Annotated in this window: 20 protein-coding genes; 1 reads left to right on the forward strand and 19 read right to left on the reverse strand. The window is 61.0% G+C overall.

Annotated features, from left to right (window positions below):
* Nucleotides 1-2: 2 nt before the first annotated feature.
* Entirely contained in the window at nt 3-458 is a 456-nt protein-coding gene (locus AQUI_RS0100320; RefSeq protein WP_027255769.1) for a DUF411 domain-containing protein, read from the forward strand.
* Between the two features lie 223 nt (nt 459-681).
* On the opposite strand, the gene AQUI_RS0100325 is transcribed toward AQUI_RS0100320, so the two are convergent.
* From AQUI_RS0100325 to AQUI_RS0100415, 19 genes are all read right to left on the reverse strand, one after another.
* A complete protein-coding gene (locus AQUI_RS0100325; protein ID WP_035919395.1) occupies nt 682-1,191 on the reverse strand; it encodes a L,D-transpeptidase family protein in 510 nt (169 codons plus the stop codon).
* Between the two features lie 63 nt (nt 1,192-1,254).
* Nucleotides 1,255-3,606, reverse strand: a complete 2,352-nt coding sequence (locus AQUI_RS0100330) for a heavy metal translocating P-type ATPase (RefSeq protein ID WP_084294151.1) — start codon at nt 3,604-3,606, stop codon at nt 1,255-1,257.
* Nucleotides 3,607-4,097: 491 nt separating this feature from the next.
* A complete protein-coding gene (locus AQUI_RS26565) occupies nt 4,098-4,763 on the reverse strand; it encodes a L,D-transpeptidase (RefSeq protein ID WP_035919398.1) in 666 nt (221 codons plus the stop codon).
* A gap of 335 nt (nt 4,764-5,098) precedes the next feature.
* Complete coding sequence (locus AQUI_RS31415; RefSeq protein WP_156916723.1) at nt 5,099-5,263, reverse strand: hypothetical protein; 165 nt, start codon at nt 5,261-5,263, stop codon at nt 5,099-5,101.
* A gap of 210 nt (nt 5,264-5,473) precedes the next feature.
* Nucleotides 5,474-6,202 carry a cytochrome c biogenesis CcdA family protein gene (locus AQUI_RS0100345; protein WP_027255772.1) on the reverse strand — a complete coding sequence of 243 codons (729 nt, stop codon included), beginning with the start codon at nt 6,200-6,202 and terminating at the stop codon, nt 5,474-5,476.
* Between the two features lie 15 nt (nt 6,203-6,217).
* Complete coding sequence (locus tag AQUI_RS0100350; RefSeq protein WP_051371707.1) at nt 6,218-6,823, reverse strand: thioredoxin domain-containing protein; 606 nt, start codon at nt 6,821-6,823, stop codon at nt 6,218-6,220.
* Nucleotides 6,820-7,260 carry a copper chaperone PCu(A)C gene (locus AQUI_RS0100355; RefSeq protein ID WP_027255774.1) on the reverse strand — a complete coding sequence of 147 codons (441 nt, stop codon included), beginning with the start codon at nt 7,258-7,260 and terminating at the stop codon, nt 6,820-6,822. Before AQUI_RS0100355 ends, AQUI_RS0100350 begins: the two co-directional genes overlap by 4 nt.
* The gene (locus AQUI_RS0100360; RefSeq protein ID WP_027255775.1) at nt 7,257-7,901 is read right to left on the reverse strand and encodes an SCO family protein; all 645 of its coding nucleotides are present in this window, start codon (nt 7,899-7,901) and stop codon (nt 7,257-7,259) included. Before AQUI_RS0100360 ends, AQUI_RS0100355 begins: the two co-directional genes overlap by 4 nt.
* Nucleotide 7,902: 1 nt before the next feature.
* On the reverse strand, nt 7,903-8,661 hold the full coding sequence (locus AQUI_RS0100365) for a DsbA family protein (protein WP_027255776.1): 759 nt from the start codon (nt 8,659-8,661) through the stop codon (nt 7,903-7,905).
* A 60-nt stretch (nt 8,662-8,721) separates the two neighbouring features.
* Nucleotides 8,722-8,976 carry a hypothetical protein gene (locus tag AQUI_RS0100370; RefSeq protein ID WP_027255777.1) on the reverse strand — a complete coding sequence of 85 codons (255 nt, stop codon included), beginning with the start codon at nt 8,974-8,976 and terminating at the stop codon, nt 8,722-8,724.
* A gap of 26 nt (nt 8,977-9,002) precedes the next feature.
* Nucleotides 9,003-9,278, reverse strand: a complete 276-nt coding sequence (locus AQUI_RS0100375) for a hypothetical protein (protein ID WP_035919399.1) — start codon at nt 9,276-9,278, stop codon at nt 9,003-9,005.
* Between the two features lie 3 nt (nt 9,279-9,281).
* Nucleotides 9,282-9,803 carry a TlpA family protein disulfide reductase gene (locus AQUI_RS0100380; protein ID WP_027255779.1) on the reverse strand — a complete coding sequence of 174 codons (522 nt, stop codon included), beginning with the start codon at nt 9,801-9,803 and terminating at the stop codon, nt 9,282-9,284.
* On the reverse strand, nt 9,800-10,327 hold the full coding sequence (locus AQUI_RS0100385; protein WP_027255780.1) for a DsbE family thiol:disulfide interchange protein: 528 nt from the start codon (nt 10,325-10,327) through the stop codon (nt 9,800-9,802). The genes AQUI_RS0100380 and AQUI_RS0100385 overlap by 4 nt, the downstream gene beginning before the upstream one ends.
* Nucleotides 10,328-10,368: 41 nt before the next feature.
* Complete coding sequence (locus tag AQUI_RS0100390) at nt 10,369-10,839, reverse strand: c-type cytochrome (RefSeq protein WP_027255781.1); 471 nt, start codon at nt 10,837-10,839, stop codon at nt 10,369-10,371.
* Nucleotides 10,840-10,841: 2 nt separating this feature from the next.
* On the reverse strand, nt 10,842-11,018 hold the full coding sequence (locus AQUI_RS30465; protein WP_156916724.1) for a hypothetical protein: 177 nt from the start codon (nt 11,016-11,018) through the stop codon (nt 10,842-10,844).
* Nucleotides 11,015-11,158: a hypothetical protein gene (locus tag AQUI_RS30470; RefSeq protein ID WP_156916725.1), complete on the reverse strand. Its 144-nt coding sequence runs from the start codon at nt 11,156-11,158 to the stop codon at nt 11,015-11,017. Before AQUI_RS30470 ends, AQUI_RS30465 begins: the two co-directional genes overlap by 4 nt.
* A complete protein-coding gene (locus tag AQUI_RS0100405) occupies nt 11,151-11,636 on the reverse strand; it encodes a DUF411 domain-containing protein (protein ID WP_027255782.1) in 486 nt (161 codons plus the stop codon). Before AQUI_RS0100405 ends, AQUI_RS30470 begins: the two co-directional genes overlap by 8 nt.
* A gap of 17 nt (nt 11,637-11,653) precedes the next feature.
* Nucleotides 11,654-12,535 carry a beta propeller repeat protein gene (locus AQUI_RS0100410; protein WP_245596806.1) on the reverse strand — a complete coding sequence of 294 codons (882 nt, stop codon included), beginning with the start codon at nt 12,533-12,535 and terminating at the stop codon, nt 11,654-11,656.
* A gap of 97 nt (nt 12,536-12,632) precedes the next feature.
* Complete coding sequence (locus AQUI_RS0100415) at nt 12,633-14,078, reverse strand: multicopper oxidase family protein (protein ID WP_027255784.1); 1,446 nt, start codon at nt 14,076-14,078, stop codon at nt 12,633-12,635.
* Between the last annotated feature and the right edge of the window lie 523 nt (nt 14,079-14,601).

The following is a 14,601-nucleotide window of genomic DNA, read 5'->3' on the forward strand; positions in this document are numbered from 1 at the left end:
CCATGAAACGACCGATCGCCGCCCTGGCATGTGCTCTTGCCCTGCTCCCCGCCGCACAGGTGCTGGCCCAATCGACGCCCATTGAGGTTAAAAAGACCAATGGCTGCGGTTGCTGCCTCGCCTGGATGGAACATCTGGGGGAAAGCGGGTTTGTTCCAAGCGGAAAAAACATGTTCGCAGGGCTGCTCGTGCGGTTCAAACTCGACAACGGTGTGCCGCAGCGCATGGTTTCTTGCCACACAGGTCTCACCGAGGGTTACGTAATTGAGGGGCATGTGCCCGCGGCCGACATTCGCAGGCTCCTTGCCGAGCGTCCCGACGCAGTGGGTCTTGCCGTACCCGGCATGCCGCTCGGATCGCCTGGTATGGATCAGGGCAGCTGGCGAGAGGCTTACGATGTGTTCCTTATCAACAATGACGGCTCGACCGAAGTCTACGCCAGTTACCCTGGCAACTGATCAGCACGATTGCACGCGGGCTGAGAACGGAGCTGTATTCCTCTGTGCGCCTGGCCGTTCAGGCTACCTTGCAACCAAATCACTTGATGATCACAGACCGGTTTCGTTTCTACGGACGGAGTATACCGATGCCTGCGAGGTGATCGTGATGGTGTTTGCAATCTCGGCCCTAAATGCCGCAATTCAAGCACCATTTGCGTGACTGCCCGCCGTCGAGCGCGGTCTATGCATATATTTCGATGGGCGTCCCGTCCCGCACCATTGCATAGACCTCTTCGATCTGGCGGTCGGACACAGAGATACAGCCTGCGGTCCAGTCGCGTTTGTTCATTGGGTCAATGCCCCGTCGCGGCCCGCCATGTATGAAGATGTCACCACCCGGAGACTTGTCTTGCGCCGCTGCAAATGCGATGTCCGCCTCGTTTGGATAAGAGATGCCGATGGAGAGGTGGAACAGACTGTCAGGATTGCGCCGGTCAATGAGGTAGGCGCCTTCGGGTGTTCGTCCATCCCCCTCAAATTGCTTATGACCTTCCGGTGCAAACCCCAGCCCGACCGGGTAGGTGCGCAAAACACCCTCAGCGCCATCCAGAACAAGCAAACGTTCTGATTTGTAGAGCCGCAAACGGGTAACTTCGGGCCCGGTATAACTACGGAACTTGCTTGCACAGCCGGATAGGAGGACGGCAATGCCGCCCAGTAGAATTCTGCGTCTCGGGATTCTGTTGATCATCGCTGCTCGGTGCCATTATTGACGGCTTGTTACCACAACCCTAGTTGAAGGGCCGGCACCAAATCAATGACCATGTGCCAAAGCGCCCTTCGCCATTTGTTCACCTGCTGGCTCGCCGCCTTCCGGCGGCGACTTGTGGCGGCCGTCCGCGTTCAGAAGCCGCAGCGCATTGGCCACCACCAGCAACGACACACCCACGTCCGCAGCAATGGCCCCCCACATCGAGGCCATTCCGAATGCAGTCGCCACGACAAAGGCGGTTTTCGTCGCTAACGAAAGGCCGATATTCTGGCGGATGATGCTCATCGTGCGGCGCGAATGGGCAATCAGCCACGGCACCTTGGCGATGTCATCTGTCATCAGCGCGATGTCCGCCGTCTCGATGGCCGCGTCCGAGCCTACGGCGCCCATGGCGATGCCGTAATGCGCCCGCGCCATGGCGGGGGCATCGTTTACGCCGTCCCCAATCATGGCAACAACCGAATGGCTGTCCACCAGTTCCTCGATGGCGGTTACCTTGTCTTCTGGCAGCAGTTCAGCGCGAACCTCGTCGATGCCGACTTCGGCTGCTACCGCGCGCGCCGTGCGCTCGTTGTCGCCAGTCAGCATGACGATGGTGTTGACACCCTGTGCGTGCAATCGAGAGACGATGCCTTTGGCGTCAGGCCTGATCCGGTCGCGCAGTTCAAGAACGCCCAACACGCCCGTCTCGTCGCCCAACGCGACCAGCGTCGCCCCCGCCCCTTCGATCCGGTCCCGCAACTCATCAGGAATGGCATCCCCAAAACCTTTCTCCGCGGCGAACCGGTCAGAACCAAGCCAGACGGGCCGGTCACCCATGCGACCTTCGAGCCCGCGCCCCGGCACTGTGCGGGTATCCTCCGCAGCGGCTACTGAAACGGCATCCCGCCCGGCGCGCTCGAGGATAGCGCGTGCTAGCGGATGCGAGGAGCGCGCCTCCAGCGACGACGCCAGCGCAAGCAGGTCCCGCGCCTCCACCATTCCAAGCGGATGGATTGCCGCAACCTCAGGGCGGCCCTCGGTGATCGTTCCGGTCTTGTCCAAGGCCAGCGCCGTCGTGCGGCCAGGTGCCTCGACATAGGCGCCGCCCTTGATCAGCACGCCCGCCCGCGCCGAAGAGGCCAGCGCCGCTACGATCGAGACAGGCGTTGAAATCACCAGCGCACAGGGGCAGGCGATGACCAGGAGCACCAGAGCATTATAGAACCAGAAACCCCAGGCGCCGCCAACAAGTGGCGGAAGAACCGCGAGGGAGATGGCCAGTGCCATGACCACCGGCGTGTAAATCCGCGCGAACTTCGCCACCCACTGTTCCACAGGAGCGCGGCGTGCATGCGCGTCGCCAACCATGCGTATGATTTTCGAAAGCACTGTGTCCGATGCCGCCTTCGTTGCGCGCACAGTGAGCGTTCCCTCGCCATTGATGGTGCCGGCATAGACTTCGTCGCCCGGCTCCTTCGGCACCAGGGCGCTTTCACCGGTGATGGGGGCCTGATCAACGGCACCTGCTCCCCCTACGACTTCACCGTCAAGCGGAATGCGGTCGCCGCCGCGCACAATGAATTTTGCATTAAGCGCCACGGCGGAAGCCGGTATGTCCGCTTCCGATCCATCGTCGTAAAGCACCCTTGCCGTGGGGGGCGCGAGGTCCAGCAGCGCCGAAACTGCGTTCCTCGCACGGCCGACGCTCCAGCTCTCGAGATAGAGCGAAAGCGAGAAGAAGAAGGCGACCGTCGCGGCCTCGAAGAATTCGCCGAGGCCGATGGCGCCGGCCACGGCGACGACCATCAGGAGGTTCATGTCAGGCGAGAACCGCCGCGCTGAGGACCACGCCTTGGGAGCGACGAGCCAGACGCCAAAGAGGATCGCAACAGCGAAGAGCCCGGCTTCGGCCATCGGCATCGGTGCCTCCCCATGGCCAGCGAACAGCCCTATAGCCCCGCTCATACCGGTCTCGACGATGTGGTAGAGGAAACCTGCTGCCCAGAAACTGCCACTCAACGCGGTGAAGCGCCATTGACGTGCCAGATGCGCCGCCTGGTCCTCCGCTGCGTTTTCGGCGTCCCAGGGCTTTGCGCTCATCCCGGTACTGGCGACCAACCTGGCGACCTCTGAGTTGGATAATGCTCTTGCGGTATCAAGGATCGTCATGCGTCCGTTGATCACATCAAACGCAAGATGTACGGTACCGCCCACATTCGGACCCACCACCCGGTTCAGAATTGCCACCTCTTCGGCGCAGTCGAGTCCGGAGATCTGGAAACTGCGCCCGTTGGCAGGGGGCGGGCCTGCCGGACCAATGTCCCCACAGGTTGAAGCACCGCCGCAGCAGGCAGATTCATGATCCTGCGTGCAGGTGCTATTGTCATCGTTACGGCGGGTTTCGAGCGGCATAGGCGGACCTTCAGATTCGACGAGATCCTTCGAACCTAATTCCTACAGCACCTAGAGCTTCAAGTGGTCAAACCCGTTTTTTCGCTACACGCTCAAATGCGCCGTAAATGCGAGGGTCCGACCTCTGGCTTGTGGCGAAACATACCGTATGCCAGATTGCCGACGGGAAACAAAAAAGCAAACGGCAGAGGTTCAGATGCAGAAACGAAATGCGGCAATCGTGGCCACAATGCTAATTCTGGCAGGATGCTCTTCCTCTACCAGTGTCTCCGGCAACGCCGCAACGCGGGTCGGAAACGTGCCTGACGCCGTCGTTGATCTCGCGGCTCCGGGACAAAATCTTGCGTCTGCACGGCTTCTGCCTGAAGACGGCTGCTACTGGTATGAGCATAGCGGGCCAGTTGAAACCACGTTGCTGCCGCTTAGAACAACGGCGGGAAACCCGATCTGTTCGAAACCGGCGGCATAGTACAGATCATGAGACCTCCGCCTCAACTCTGCGCTGTGATGCCGTCTTCGGCCTCGTATAGAAAGGCCGTCGAACCAGGTTCCACGTTTGGGTAGAGATCGTTGATATGCGCCATCACCATTCGGACGCATCCTGAACTTGCCCTGCCACCGATCGAACGCGGCCATGGCGTTCCATGAATACGCAGGTAGGTATCGCGGTTTCCGACATACAAATAGAGAGCGCGGGAACCTAACGCGTTCTTCGGGCCTGGTTCCTGCCCATCTGCATACTGGGAATAGGCCTCCGGGTCGCGTTCGATCATGGATTGAGTAGGCGTCCAATGCGGCCACTCAACTTTTCGCCGGATGGTGTAAGTGCCAGGTTCGTACAAATTGCCACGGGCTATGGCCACACCATAGCGCATGGCGGTTCCGCCTTCTTCAATGTGGTAAAGATATCGCGCAATGGCATCGACATGGATGTCCCCCGGCACCAACCCGTCGTTTGCAACGACCCGGGTCGGAAGAAAACGTTGATGCAGCCCCCATGGATTAGACGTTGCCGGATCATAGTTTGGCGGTGTGATTTGAGCGTCCCAATTTGCTTTCTGAGTAGCGGTCGGCCAAGATCCTGCATCCACCGTTCCTGCAATTGCGGTAGAGAACAGTGCTGACGAACTTGCGACAAAATGGCGTCTCGTAATCATATCTGAGAATTCCTCCTGTGCCGTTTGCTTACGTCGAATGACCCCACTCCGATAAGAGCTACAGCTACTAAAGGGTCAAGGGGTTTCTGAGGTCGCGCATAGATTTCTGGACCGGAAAATTTTCGCTTACTGTCCCAAACTTGCAAGAACACCGTGGGTAGGGAAAATTTGTTCAATTCAACACGGGGCGGTCTATGACAGCGAAATTGAATGGTGGACTTTGGCCCATCGCGCCACGCGATGGCTTCGATGGCAGGGCGAACATCGGCCTGCTCAGGACACGGCTTGTTCAAGTGCTCTGATCTGAGAGACGTCGAAGATGTACAAAAATTGATTCAGAGCCATTTTTGAATGCTTATGCCGCGTCCCGGTATCATGCCGATTGACACGCAGATCTTCGAAATGGATGTGGCGCGGCTCTCGTGCTGTGCCAAATAGGTCTTGACCCTCCAGCGCCGGAACATTGCATTCTTTCTGGCGATGAACCAGAAGCTGATCATTGATGTCTCTTTCTACACGGGCGAGGCGGACTACGGCCAACTCGCCCGGAATATTCGTGCGCTAGATCCAGCCTCCAGGATTGACTGGCAAGCCGACTGCCGCCTCGTGCAAATCGAATGCACCTGTGATCCCGGTCTTGTGCTTGTGGCAGTACAACAGACAGGTTTGATCCCCGGCTCGGCTGCTCGCTTTTGACGGTCATCTGGCTGTTACCCGATCCGCCCGAGTACCGGAAAGACACCGAGCAGCCAGTAGGACAGCGCGGTGAGCTGCCCGGTCATCATCGCCAGTCCCATCATGACCATGACCGCGCCCGCGGCCTGATGCAGGCGACGGCCGACCCGTCTGGCACCGCGCAAACGGCCAACAAGCCGATCGGTGAACCCGGCAACAATCAGGAACGGCACGCCGAGGCCGGCCGAGTAAACCGCCAGCAGGGTGACACCTTGACCGACCGTTGCGCTCGCCGCGCTGGCGGTGAGGATTGCGCCGAGAATAGGTCCGATGCAGGGGGTCCAGCCGAAGCCGAATGCTAGACCCAGCACATAGGACGCGGTCGGCCTGCCGCCTGGGATGTCGAGATGGAACCGAAAATCGCGTTCCATGGCGCCGATCCGCGCCGCGCCGATCATAAACAACCCGAACAGGATCACGATGCCGCCGCCAACGAGATTGAGTTCATACCGCCACCGTAACAGCGCTTGACCCAAGGCCGTTGCCGAGGCCCCGAGCGCCATGAAAATGGTTGAGAACCCGAGCACGAAGCAGAGGCTGAGCCAAAGGGTCTGGGCCCGTCCGACCTCGACACCGCCAGCGGTGGTCCGTCCTGCAATATAGGAGACATAGCCCGGCACCAATGGCAGCACACAGGGCGATACGAAGGAGATCGCCCCGGCCAGCAGGGCCGCGGTTATCCCCAGTAGTGAAAGATCAGCCATGCGCTATCTCCAATTTCAATTGAAAATTCCAAGGATCCGGTCCAGCAGTCCCGGCTTTGGCAAGGGCGCGCGGGTCAACTCGTTGATATAGAGAACGAGGTTGACCCGGCCGAACTCCACTCCATGGAAAATGCCCGCATGACGCCCGCCCCGTGCGATGACGTGGACCATGGGTGCCTCGCTTTCACGCTCTGAAAGCGCCGCATATGACGCGGCTGCGGCCGCCGTGCCGTTTTCCGCGGCGACATGGCTCCAGTTCGGGCCGTCCCAGCCTGATTCAGTTGCCGCGCCGGCAGTCAGAAAGACAACCATCTCGCGCATTGGCGTGACATTCACCGCTTCCTGAACTTCCCTCAGGAGGGCCTGCTGCGCCGCACAGGGGGTGCCGCAGGCGCTCGGAATGAAGCTGAGTACCACGATCTTATCTTTCATATCGTGTATCTGGACGACCGCGCCGCTGGCATCTGTCAGTGCCAGTTGTGGCGCCCGGCGCAGGTCGGTCGGTTCGAATGCAGGTTCCCGCTTGGCCATCACCTCATCGATCCTCGCTCCGGGGTGATGGGCGGCGGTCTCCACGGCAGGCACGAGCAGCAGCGCAAGGGCAACAACCATGCGTTTCATTCCGTGCCCTCCGGCCCGGTGGCGGCGATGCCCAGAACCGGCACCTCAACCGTGATCTCGCCCGCGGTTTCGAAAGTCAGGGTCAGCGGAAAGTTCGTGCCCTCTTCAAGCTTCTGTGTGAGCTGCATCAGCATCAGGTGCATGTCACCGGGCGCAAGCGTCACGGTTTCGCCCTCCGGCAGGTCCAGTGCGTCGAGATGCACCATGCGAGAGACACCGTTTTCGCCGGACTCGACCGCGTGGAGCATGACCTCGCCTGCAACCGGGCTCGACACAGACAGCAGGCGATCGCCCGTTTCGCTTGTCAGGCTCAGGTATCCGGCTCCCGGCCGCCCGGCGATAATGGTTGCGCGCGCCCAGGGGGCGGAGACCTTCACCTCAGCTATGGACAAAGTTGGCAGAGTGGCAATGAACGCCGCACCTAAGAAATGTTTCATCCGGATCGTTCCTCGTTTTCAATCAGGCTGGAGATGTGCTTCGCCAGGTCTCCGGCCGACTGGTCGCTCTCAATGAACACATCCTCGAAACGTCCATCGGGGCGCATCAGGTAGATGTGGCCGGGATGGGCCATGAGATACCCGTCAGGGGCGGTCTCGTTTTCTGATCGCTCATACCAGACGCGAAAATTGCCGGCCGCCTCGGCCACCTGTGCTTCGGTGCCGGTCAAGCCGACCATTCGCGGATGGAAGGCGGAGACATAGTTGCCCATCACCTCGGCCGTGTCCCGCGCCGGATCTACAGTGATGAAAATCGGCACAACGCGCTCGGCCTGCGGACCGAGACTGTCCATGGCATTTGCCAGATAAGCCAGCGTCGTCGGGCAGATGTCCGGGCAGTAGGTGAAGCCGAAGAAGACGAGCTGCCAGCGCCCGGCATAGGTTTCCGCCGTCACGGCCTGCCCGGTGTGGTCGGTCAGGGAATAGGCGTTGCGGATCGCGGCCTCGCCAGTGACCACAGGTGAGGGCAGTTCAGGCGGATGCAGCATTCGCCAGGAAAAAGCTCCTGCGAAGGTGAACACCGCCACGGCAGCAAAGCTCCAGATGGCTACCCGGACCTTGTAAAGGCTCGTTCTCTGCATCTTAAGGTTCTCCAGAAAGGTCCCGCGCTTCGGCGATCATGGCTGCGAGCTGGTCTTGTTCCGCGAAGCCGGGCACAAGGTTGCCGCCGATAATGAAGGTCGGCGTGCCGGAAATTCCGAGCTGCTGCGCAAGTTCGCGCGACCGGGCGATATGTTCATCGACTTCGGGCGCGTGCATATCGGCTTGAAGCCGTTCGAAATCTAATCCTACCTCATTGGCGGTACGGCGGATCGTGGCTGTGTTGGCCCGAGGTTGTGCCATCAGCGCATCATGAAACTCAGCGTATTTTCCCTGAGCCCGCGCCGCGAGAGACGCACGGGCAGCGGTCTCGGAATCCGGCCCAAGGATCGGAAACTTTCGCATGACAACCCGCAAATCGGGGTCCTCGTCAATAAGGGCATTCACCTCCGGTGCAGCCCGCCGGCAATACGGGCAGTTGTAGTCAAAGAACTCGACAATGACGGTGCCGCCATCGGGGTTGCCGAGGCTTCCGGCGTTCTGATCGGACTGCAGATCATTTCGAAGATCCGCAATCGCCGCGCGCCGCCTGTTCTCAGTCTCGGCCGCAACCTGCTCCTGGTAAGCCATAATCGAGTCGATGATGACCTCGGGGTTTTCTCTGATTGTGTTCAGGATCAGAGCGTGGATCGCATCCTGCTGCACGTCGCTGAACGGTGTCGATTGCTGCGCGGCGGCCGGACCCACGCCGGTCAGCAAAGCCGTGATGGCGCCGAGAATGCGCGCTCTAATTCCAGTCATGCCATTTCCTTTCGCATCTGCTGAAAGACCGGGGGCGTTCCCTTCCCCCGGTCATTTTATTCAGCCCTTGTCCGTCGAGTGGTCGTGCTGCCCCATGTGGTCTGTCATGGCCTGCATCATCTCGGTACAAGCCTCCATCATAGGTGCCATCTGCTGCATCATGCCCATCATGCCGGACATGTTGCCCTCGCCCATCATCATGCCATTGCCTTGCAACATTTGTTCCTGTGACTCGTCGTTTTGTGCCAACGCGATCGAGGAGGTCAGGGCCATAGCGAGCGCGGCCGAAAGACCGAGTTTGGTTGCGGTTTTCATCTTCAGTTCCTTTCCTTGGTTGAAATTCAGTCACTCGTATCGACGGGCGCGCTTTTCGGCGTTTTCTTGGCATCACAGCCCTTGCTTTTGCACATGACGCAGTATCCGGTGGCGCACATCACGGCGCAGGGAGCGAGGCTGAGGATCAGGGGGGCCGCCCCGATTGCAGTGAGCCATCCCCAGTTCAGTGCCATGCCGGCGCCGATGACAGCCATGGCGGCAATCACCAGACCCCTTCGGCCAAGCGGCAGCCGAAAGCCTGGAGACCGGGTCGGGTTTGTCAGGTCAGGTGTGTCAGGCATCGGTCAGTTACTCCCTCTCGCGATAATGGATTGGAATTGCGCGATCGCCTCAGGGCTGTCCCATTCAGCAGGACCAACCAATCGGCCGAGTTCGCGTCCCTGACGGTCGATCAGGATCGTCGTCGGCAGCCCATAGGCCGCAAAAGCCATCATGACGCGGATATCTTCAGCCAGGTACATTCCGAGATGTTGAACCCCGATCTCTTCATAGAACCGGCGGATCACCGGTAATCCAGCGCGGTCGATTGAGAGCGGCAGAACCTGGAAATCGTCGCTTCCAAGTCGCGCCTGGAGCGCGTCAAGCGTTGGCATTTCCTCGCGGCAGGGCACGCACCAAGTTGCCCAGATATTCAGCAGCACAACCTTGCCGTGGAAATCATCGAGCGTGAGGTCACTACCTTCGCCATCCACGAAAGGCGGAGATAGCATCGGACGCGGATTGTCATGGAGCTGTATCAAAGGCCGTGCAAAGGCGGGCCCGGATGCCAGCGCCATCGCTCCCGTCAGAAAAAATCGCCGTTTCATTGCGCGGCCTCCTCTTGCAACCTGCGCACCAGCGGCAGGATTTCTGTATCCAGGATTTGCCGGTTAAACGGCCCGACGTGCTTGTGTGCGATCCGGCCTTCGGCATCGATCACATAGGTTTCAGGCACGCCGTAGACGCCCCAGTCGATCGCCACGCGCCCGTCGCGATCCGCGCCGATGCTAGTGAATGGATTGCCCAGCTCGTCCAGAAACGCCTGTGCCTCGTCGGCGGCGTCCTTGTAGTTGATGCCGTAGATCGGCACTTCGCCCGTTCCGGCGAGTTCCACCATCAGCGGGTTTTCGGCCCGGCAGGGCACGCACCAGGAGGCCCAGACATTGACAAGGGAAACGTGCCCCGTCAGGTCGGCCGAAGAGAGCCCGTCCTCCTGGCCTTCGATTGGCGGCAGCGTGAATTCCGGCACCGGCCGCCCGATAAGGGCCGAGGGCAGCCGGTCGTCGTTGTTGAAGAGTCCCCAAAAGAAAAACGCGCCAAGCCCGGCGAAAATTACTATCGGCAGCAGCATCATTGGGGAAAAGCGCCGCGCCCGATGGCCAGTCTGTGCCTTCATGACCCCTCCCCTTCGCTCTCGTTGATCCCGGCCTGTGCAGCACGCTGACGTTCGGGCCAGGTGCTCTTGATGAAGGCGAGAACCGCGATGATCTCGGCGTCGCTCAGAATGTTCTGATAAGCGGGCATGTCGCTTTCGTAGCCCGGCACGACAGAGCCCACCCCGAGTTTCGTAATGGTAAAGAGCTGGCGATCGGAATGGTGCCAGGTGTGACCGGTTTTGTCATGCGGCGGCGCAGGCATGCGGCCGTTGGCATTGCGGCGGCGCCAGTCCGGCGCCCCCTCAAGATCGGCGCCATGGCAGGACGCGCAGGATTCGGCGTAAAGCACTTCGCCGCGCGTGATCTGCTCCGGCGCGATGATCTGTCCGAGAAAGGTGACCGGTTCCGGTTCGGCCTGCTGGGTCTCCGCTCCAACCGCGACGGCCAAGCCTGACATCGCCAGCCCCGCTATTGTCAACAGACGCATCCTCATGACGGTGCCCGCAGGTACTTGATGAGCGCAAACGCGGCGAGCACCAGAACCGTGATCAGTAGAAGCACGACCAAACCGCTTCCCAGCATCATGCCCATCATCGGTCCGCCCATCAATTGGCCCATGCAATCGCCTATGGAACCCGTGCCGGGTCCGCCAACCTGTCCGTTCATTTCGACCTCCTGAAATATCTGCAAAGGAACACGATGCCCGCGACGAGCGCGGCAAACCCCGCCAGTGGCACAAGCGTCATGACAAAGATCGCCGCCGCCGTGCCGAACGTTTTGGTGAGGAGCACGGCGGCATCACTCATCGGAATAGACCCCCACGCCATCCGGCCCGAAAGAGTAGACACGCAGCGTGCCGGTCTTCTCCGGTGCCATGCCGGGAGCGTTTGCGGGCATGCCCGGCAAGGTGATACCAGTAACATCCGGGCGTTCTTCCAGAAGGCGCTCGATGATCTCGGAAGGCACCAGCCCGCTGACGACATAGCCGTCGATCATGGCAAGGTGGCAGCCGACCCCGCGCTCGGGCACCCCAGCTTCGACGGAGCGGTCGTCAAAATTCTGATCATCGATCACACTAACCTCGAAACCGTTGTTCCGAAGGTATTCGGCGTAGGCATCACAACAGCCGCAACCGGGCGCGCGCCAGATAGTGACGGGTTCTGCGCCCTGTGCGGCTGCGGAAGCAAATAAGGGTGACGGGGTGTCATGATCAGCGACGAGGTAGGCGGCTGTGGCAGCACTGGCGCCAGCTACACCCAAGGTCAATGCAAGTATCTTTTTCATTGCCAGCTTTCCTGTTCTCAAAGGGCCGCAAGGGTCGCCCAATTGGCACCCCCGTCGCGGCTTAGTTTCAGTTCGGTATCGGTCGCGGCGGCGATATGGCCCGGGTCCATGGGGTCGACGGCAAGAGCCCGCACTTGCACGCTCGACTTGCGTTCCCACATCACGCCGCCGTCTGCGGAGGCCCAGAGGCCGGACGGCAGCGCCGCGAAAAGCCGCTCCGGCGCGGCATGAGCCGAAACGAGCGCAAGAACCGGTTCATCTTCGGGCAGCGGGGCCTCCGGTGGCGGTGCGGCCCCGGCGACAAGTGCATCCATTGCATCGCCCGCCACGACATCCTGCCAGCGGCAGAAACAGTCCGGCACGCGGGTTAGGCCCGTTTCGGTCCCCGCATAGAGCCAGATCCCGCCCATGCCAGAGGCAAGATTGACGGAGGCCAGCGCCAGCACGTCCCGTTCGGCCTCCTCGATCCAGGGGCGGTCCATGACGAAGCTCCAGGTCCCACCCGCGTCCTCGCTGCGCCACAGTCCATCGCCCGAAACAGTAGCGTAGACCGTGTCGGGCGCTGCCGCAGCGACGGCGAGTGCAGTGACCTGCGCGTCCGGCAGCCCATTGCCTGCAGAGTGCCATAAGCGCCCACCGTCATTTGACTGTGCAATGCCTCCATCCTCCGGTGCAGCGAAGAGCCGGTCCGGGCGATCGGGGTGAATAGCAAGCGCATGCACTGGCCGCTCGGGAGTCGTCAGATCAACAGTTGTGCCCGTTGAAACATCAACGGATCTGACGCTATCCCCTGCGACGATCACCGTTTGACCGCTGAAGGTGATCGCCGAAGTCGCATATCCAGTGGCCTGCGCACTGCGCCCCGGAAGAAGCGCAGCTATGAAAGTGCCGCCTGTCATGGTGAGAAACATCCGCCGGTGAGGTTTCCTCGGGTGTCCGTTGCCAGTCGCGCTCGCCGGTTTATTGAAGGCACCAGATCGGTCCATGCTCATCTCCTTATGCAACACGGATCACCCCCATCATCCCGCCCGCCTGGTGTTCGAGGATATGGCAGTGAAACATCCAGTCACCGGGATTGTCGGCGACAAAGGCGATCTCGATCCGCTCGCGCGGGGCCATCAGAACCGTGTCCTGCCATGCGCGGTGGGGGGTGGGCTGTCCATTGCGGCTCAGCACCCGAAAGGAATGGCCATGCAGGTGGATCGGGTGGTGGAACGCGGTGGCGTTGGTCATCTCGATGACGTGGCTCCGGTCCCGCTCCAGCACCAGCATTGGGTCGAGGATGTGGCCCTTGGCTGCGATGCCGTTGACGAACCAGATATCCTCGCCATGCATCATCCCCATCATGTCGTTGCCCATCATGCGGCCCTCGCCGGAAAGCCCCATCTGGCGCTCGACCATCCCGCCCATCATCCCGCCGGTGAACGTAACGTCGTGGCGGCGGGCGCTGTTCAGGTCAGGTTCGGGGAGCGGATTGGCAGGAAGCTGCACCGGCCAATCCGGTGGAGAGTCGCGGAGCGGTTCATCCGCATAGGTCAGATCGACCAGTTGAAAATTGTTCCCTGCGTGGAACCTGTCTGAAACCGTTACCCGCTCACCCGGCGCGCCGGTCATGTCGAGGATCAGGTCCACCCGCATTGCCGGGCCGATCACAATCCGGCCGCGGCCGCCCGGCGCATGCGGCGCGACCGGCTGGCCGTCGAGCGCGATCACCTGCGGCGTTAGCGCCCCGAAATCCAGCGCGAAAATCCGGGCATTGGCGGCGTTGATCAGGCGCAGGCGGATGCGCTCACCGCTGCGCACCGCCAGTTTGCCCGGAACCCGGCCGTTGATGGTGACCGTATTACCGAGCCTCCCGGCATGGCTTTTGTCGTGGAATCCGTCGAAGCCGCCGGCGATCTCTGCCTCTTCGGTCAGCCGCCAGTCGTCCAGAACCCAGACCAGGTCGCGGTCGGCCCTCGGCGGTTCCGCCTCCTCAACGATCAGCGCGCCATAAAGCCCCCGGCCCACCTGCTCGAAACTGCGCTGATGCGGGTGGTACCAGAAGGTTCCCGCATCCACCGCATCGAATTCATAAGTAAACCGCCCGCCCGCGGCGATCGGCTTTTGCGTCAGATGCGGAACGCCGTCCATGGCGTTGGGTACACGCACCCCGTGCCAATGAACGGTGGTTTCTTCATTAAGCGCGTTCTCAACCTCGATGCGCAGGCGCTCTCCTTGCCGGACACGGATTTCCGGGCCGGGAACAGTGCCGCCATAGCACCAGGTATCGGTCTTACCCCAAGGCTCTGGAACAAGGCGTGCGCGGTCCAGGGCGGCGCGCAACACATAAGTGTTGGGATTATCAGCTAGGGCGCCCCGGAAGGGCAGCGCGGCTCCGGCAGCAGCACTCGCGGCAAGGAAAGACCGGCGCGATAGCGCCGAGTGGGGAAGTGGCTTCATGTTTCCATCTCATCTGATCACCGTTTGGAGTGACCAAGCCTGCTTGGCTTGACCACGATGCGGCTCCGGCGCCCGAAAAACGGACCGGCACGAACAGTGAACGTCACAGATCCCGCCAAAGCGGGATCGCTACGTCACTTCAGATGAGAGATCTTGGAGGAAATGGGTCCGGCGCCCCGCGCCGCCCCGACGGCAGGCTCACACCGGGCAGGCGATTTTGGTGCGCAGGAAACACCGCAAACAGCGGCCCAGGGGCGACATCAAGCGCCGCAATGTTCGGTGTTGTGCAGTCGAGGTCACAAGAGCCGGCGTTGCTGGTGCCTGCTTCGTCGGCCTCGCATCCTTGGCAATCGGGCATGACATCTGTGTCCCCCGCTGACACAGCCATTTCCAGAGCCATTGAATTCGCGCTGACCGCATGCACAACGCTGCCCGCCGCAAACAGGGCGAGAAACATGATGGCAAGGATATGCGCAAACTTCTGCATACTCTCCGGATATGACAGTTTGACGGTAATGTCGAT

It is taken from the genome of Leisingera aquimarina DSM 24565 (assembly GCF_000473165.1).
In the GTDB taxonomy this organism is placed as follows: domain Bacteria; phylum Pseudomonadota; class Alphaproteobacteria; order Rhodobacterales; family Rhodobacteraceae; genus Leisingera; species Leisingera aquimarina.

Excerpts from the sequence above, each read along its gene's own strand:
- AQUI_RS0100320 (WP_027255769.1), top strand. The coding sequence starts at position 3 with ATGAAACGACCGATCGCCGCCCTGGCATGTGCTCTTGCCCTGCTCCCC.
- AQUI_RS0100325 (WP_035919395.1), bottom strand. The coding sequence starts at position 1,191 with ATGATCAACAGAATCCCGAGACGCAGAATTCTACTGGGCGGCATTGCC.
- AQUI_RS0100330 (WP_084294151.1), bottom strand. The coding sequence starts at position 3,606 with ATGCCGCTCGAAACCCGCCGTAACGATGACAATAGCACCTGCACGCAG.
- AQUI_RS26565 (WP_035919398.1), bottom strand. The coding sequence starts at position 4,763 with ATGATTACGAGACGCCATTTTGTCGCAAGTTCGTCAGCACTGTTCTCT.
- AQUI_RS31415 (WP_156916723.1), bottom strand. The coding sequence starts at position 5,263 with ATGATCAGCTTCTGGTTCATCGCCAGAAAGAATGCAATGTTCCGGCGC.
- AQUI_RS0100345 (WP_027255772.1), bottom strand. The coding sequence starts at position 6,202 with ATGGCTGATCTTTCACTACTGGGGATAACCGCGGCCCTGCTGGCCGGG.
- AQUI_RS0100350 (WP_051371707.1), bottom strand. The coding sequence starts at position 6,823 with ATGAAACGCATGGTTGTTGCCCTTGCGCTGCTGCTCGTGCCTGCCGTG.
- AQUI_RS0100355 (WP_027255774.1), bottom strand. The coding sequence starts at position 7,260 with ATGAAACATTTCTTAGGTGCGGCGTTCATTGCCACTCTGCCAACTTTG.
- AQUI_RS0100360 (WP_027255775.1), bottom strand. The coding sequence starts at position 7,901 with ATGCAGAGAACGAGCCTTTACAAGGTCCGGGTAGCCATCTGGAGCTTT.
- AQUI_RS0100365 (WP_027255776.1), bottom strand. The coding sequence starts at position 8,661 with ATGACTGGAATTAGAGCGCGCATTCTCGGCGCCATCACGGCTTTGCTG.
- AQUI_RS0100370 (WP_027255777.1), bottom strand. The coding sequence starts at position 8,976 with ATGAAAACCGCAACCAAACTCGGTCTTTCGGCCGCGCTCGCTATGGCC.
- AQUI_RS0100375 (WP_035919399.1), bottom strand. The coding sequence starts at position 9,278 with ATGCCTGACACACCTGACCTGACAAACCCGACCCGGTCTCCAGGCTTT.
- AQUI_RS0100380 (WP_027255779.1), bottom strand. The coding sequence starts at position 9,803 with ATGAAACGGCGATTTTTTCTGACGGGAGCGATGGCGCTGGCATCCGGG.
- AQUI_RS0100385 (WP_027255780.1), bottom strand. The coding sequence starts at position 10,327 with ATGCTGCTGCCGATAGTAATTTTCGCCGGGCTTGGCGCGTTTTTCTTT.
- AQUI_RS0100390 (WP_027255781.1), bottom strand. The coding sequence starts at position 10,839 with ATGCGTCTGTTGACAATAGCGGGGCTGGCGATGTCAGGCTTGGCCGTC.
- AQUI_RS30465 (WP_156916724.1), bottom strand. The coding sequence starts at position 11,018 with ATGAACGGACAGGTTGGCGGACCCGGCACGGGTTCCATAGGCGATTGC.
- AQUI_RS30470 (WP_156916725.1), bottom strand. The coding sequence starts at position 11,158 with ATGAGTGATGCCGCCGTGCTCCTCACCAAAACGTTCGGCACGGCGGCG.
- AQUI_RS0100405 (WP_027255782.1), bottom strand. The coding sequence starts at position 11,636 with ATGAAAAAGATACTTGCATTGACCTTGGGTGTAGCTGGCGCCAGTGCT.
- AQUI_RS0100410 (WP_245596806.1), bottom strand. The coding sequence starts at position 12,535 with ATGACAGGCGGCACTTTCATAGCTGCGCTTCTTCCGGGGCGCAGTGCG.
- AQUI_RS0100415 (WP_027255784.1), bottom strand. The coding sequence starts at position 14,078 with ATGAAGCCACTTCCCCACTCGGCGCTATCGCGCCGGTCTTTCCTTGCC.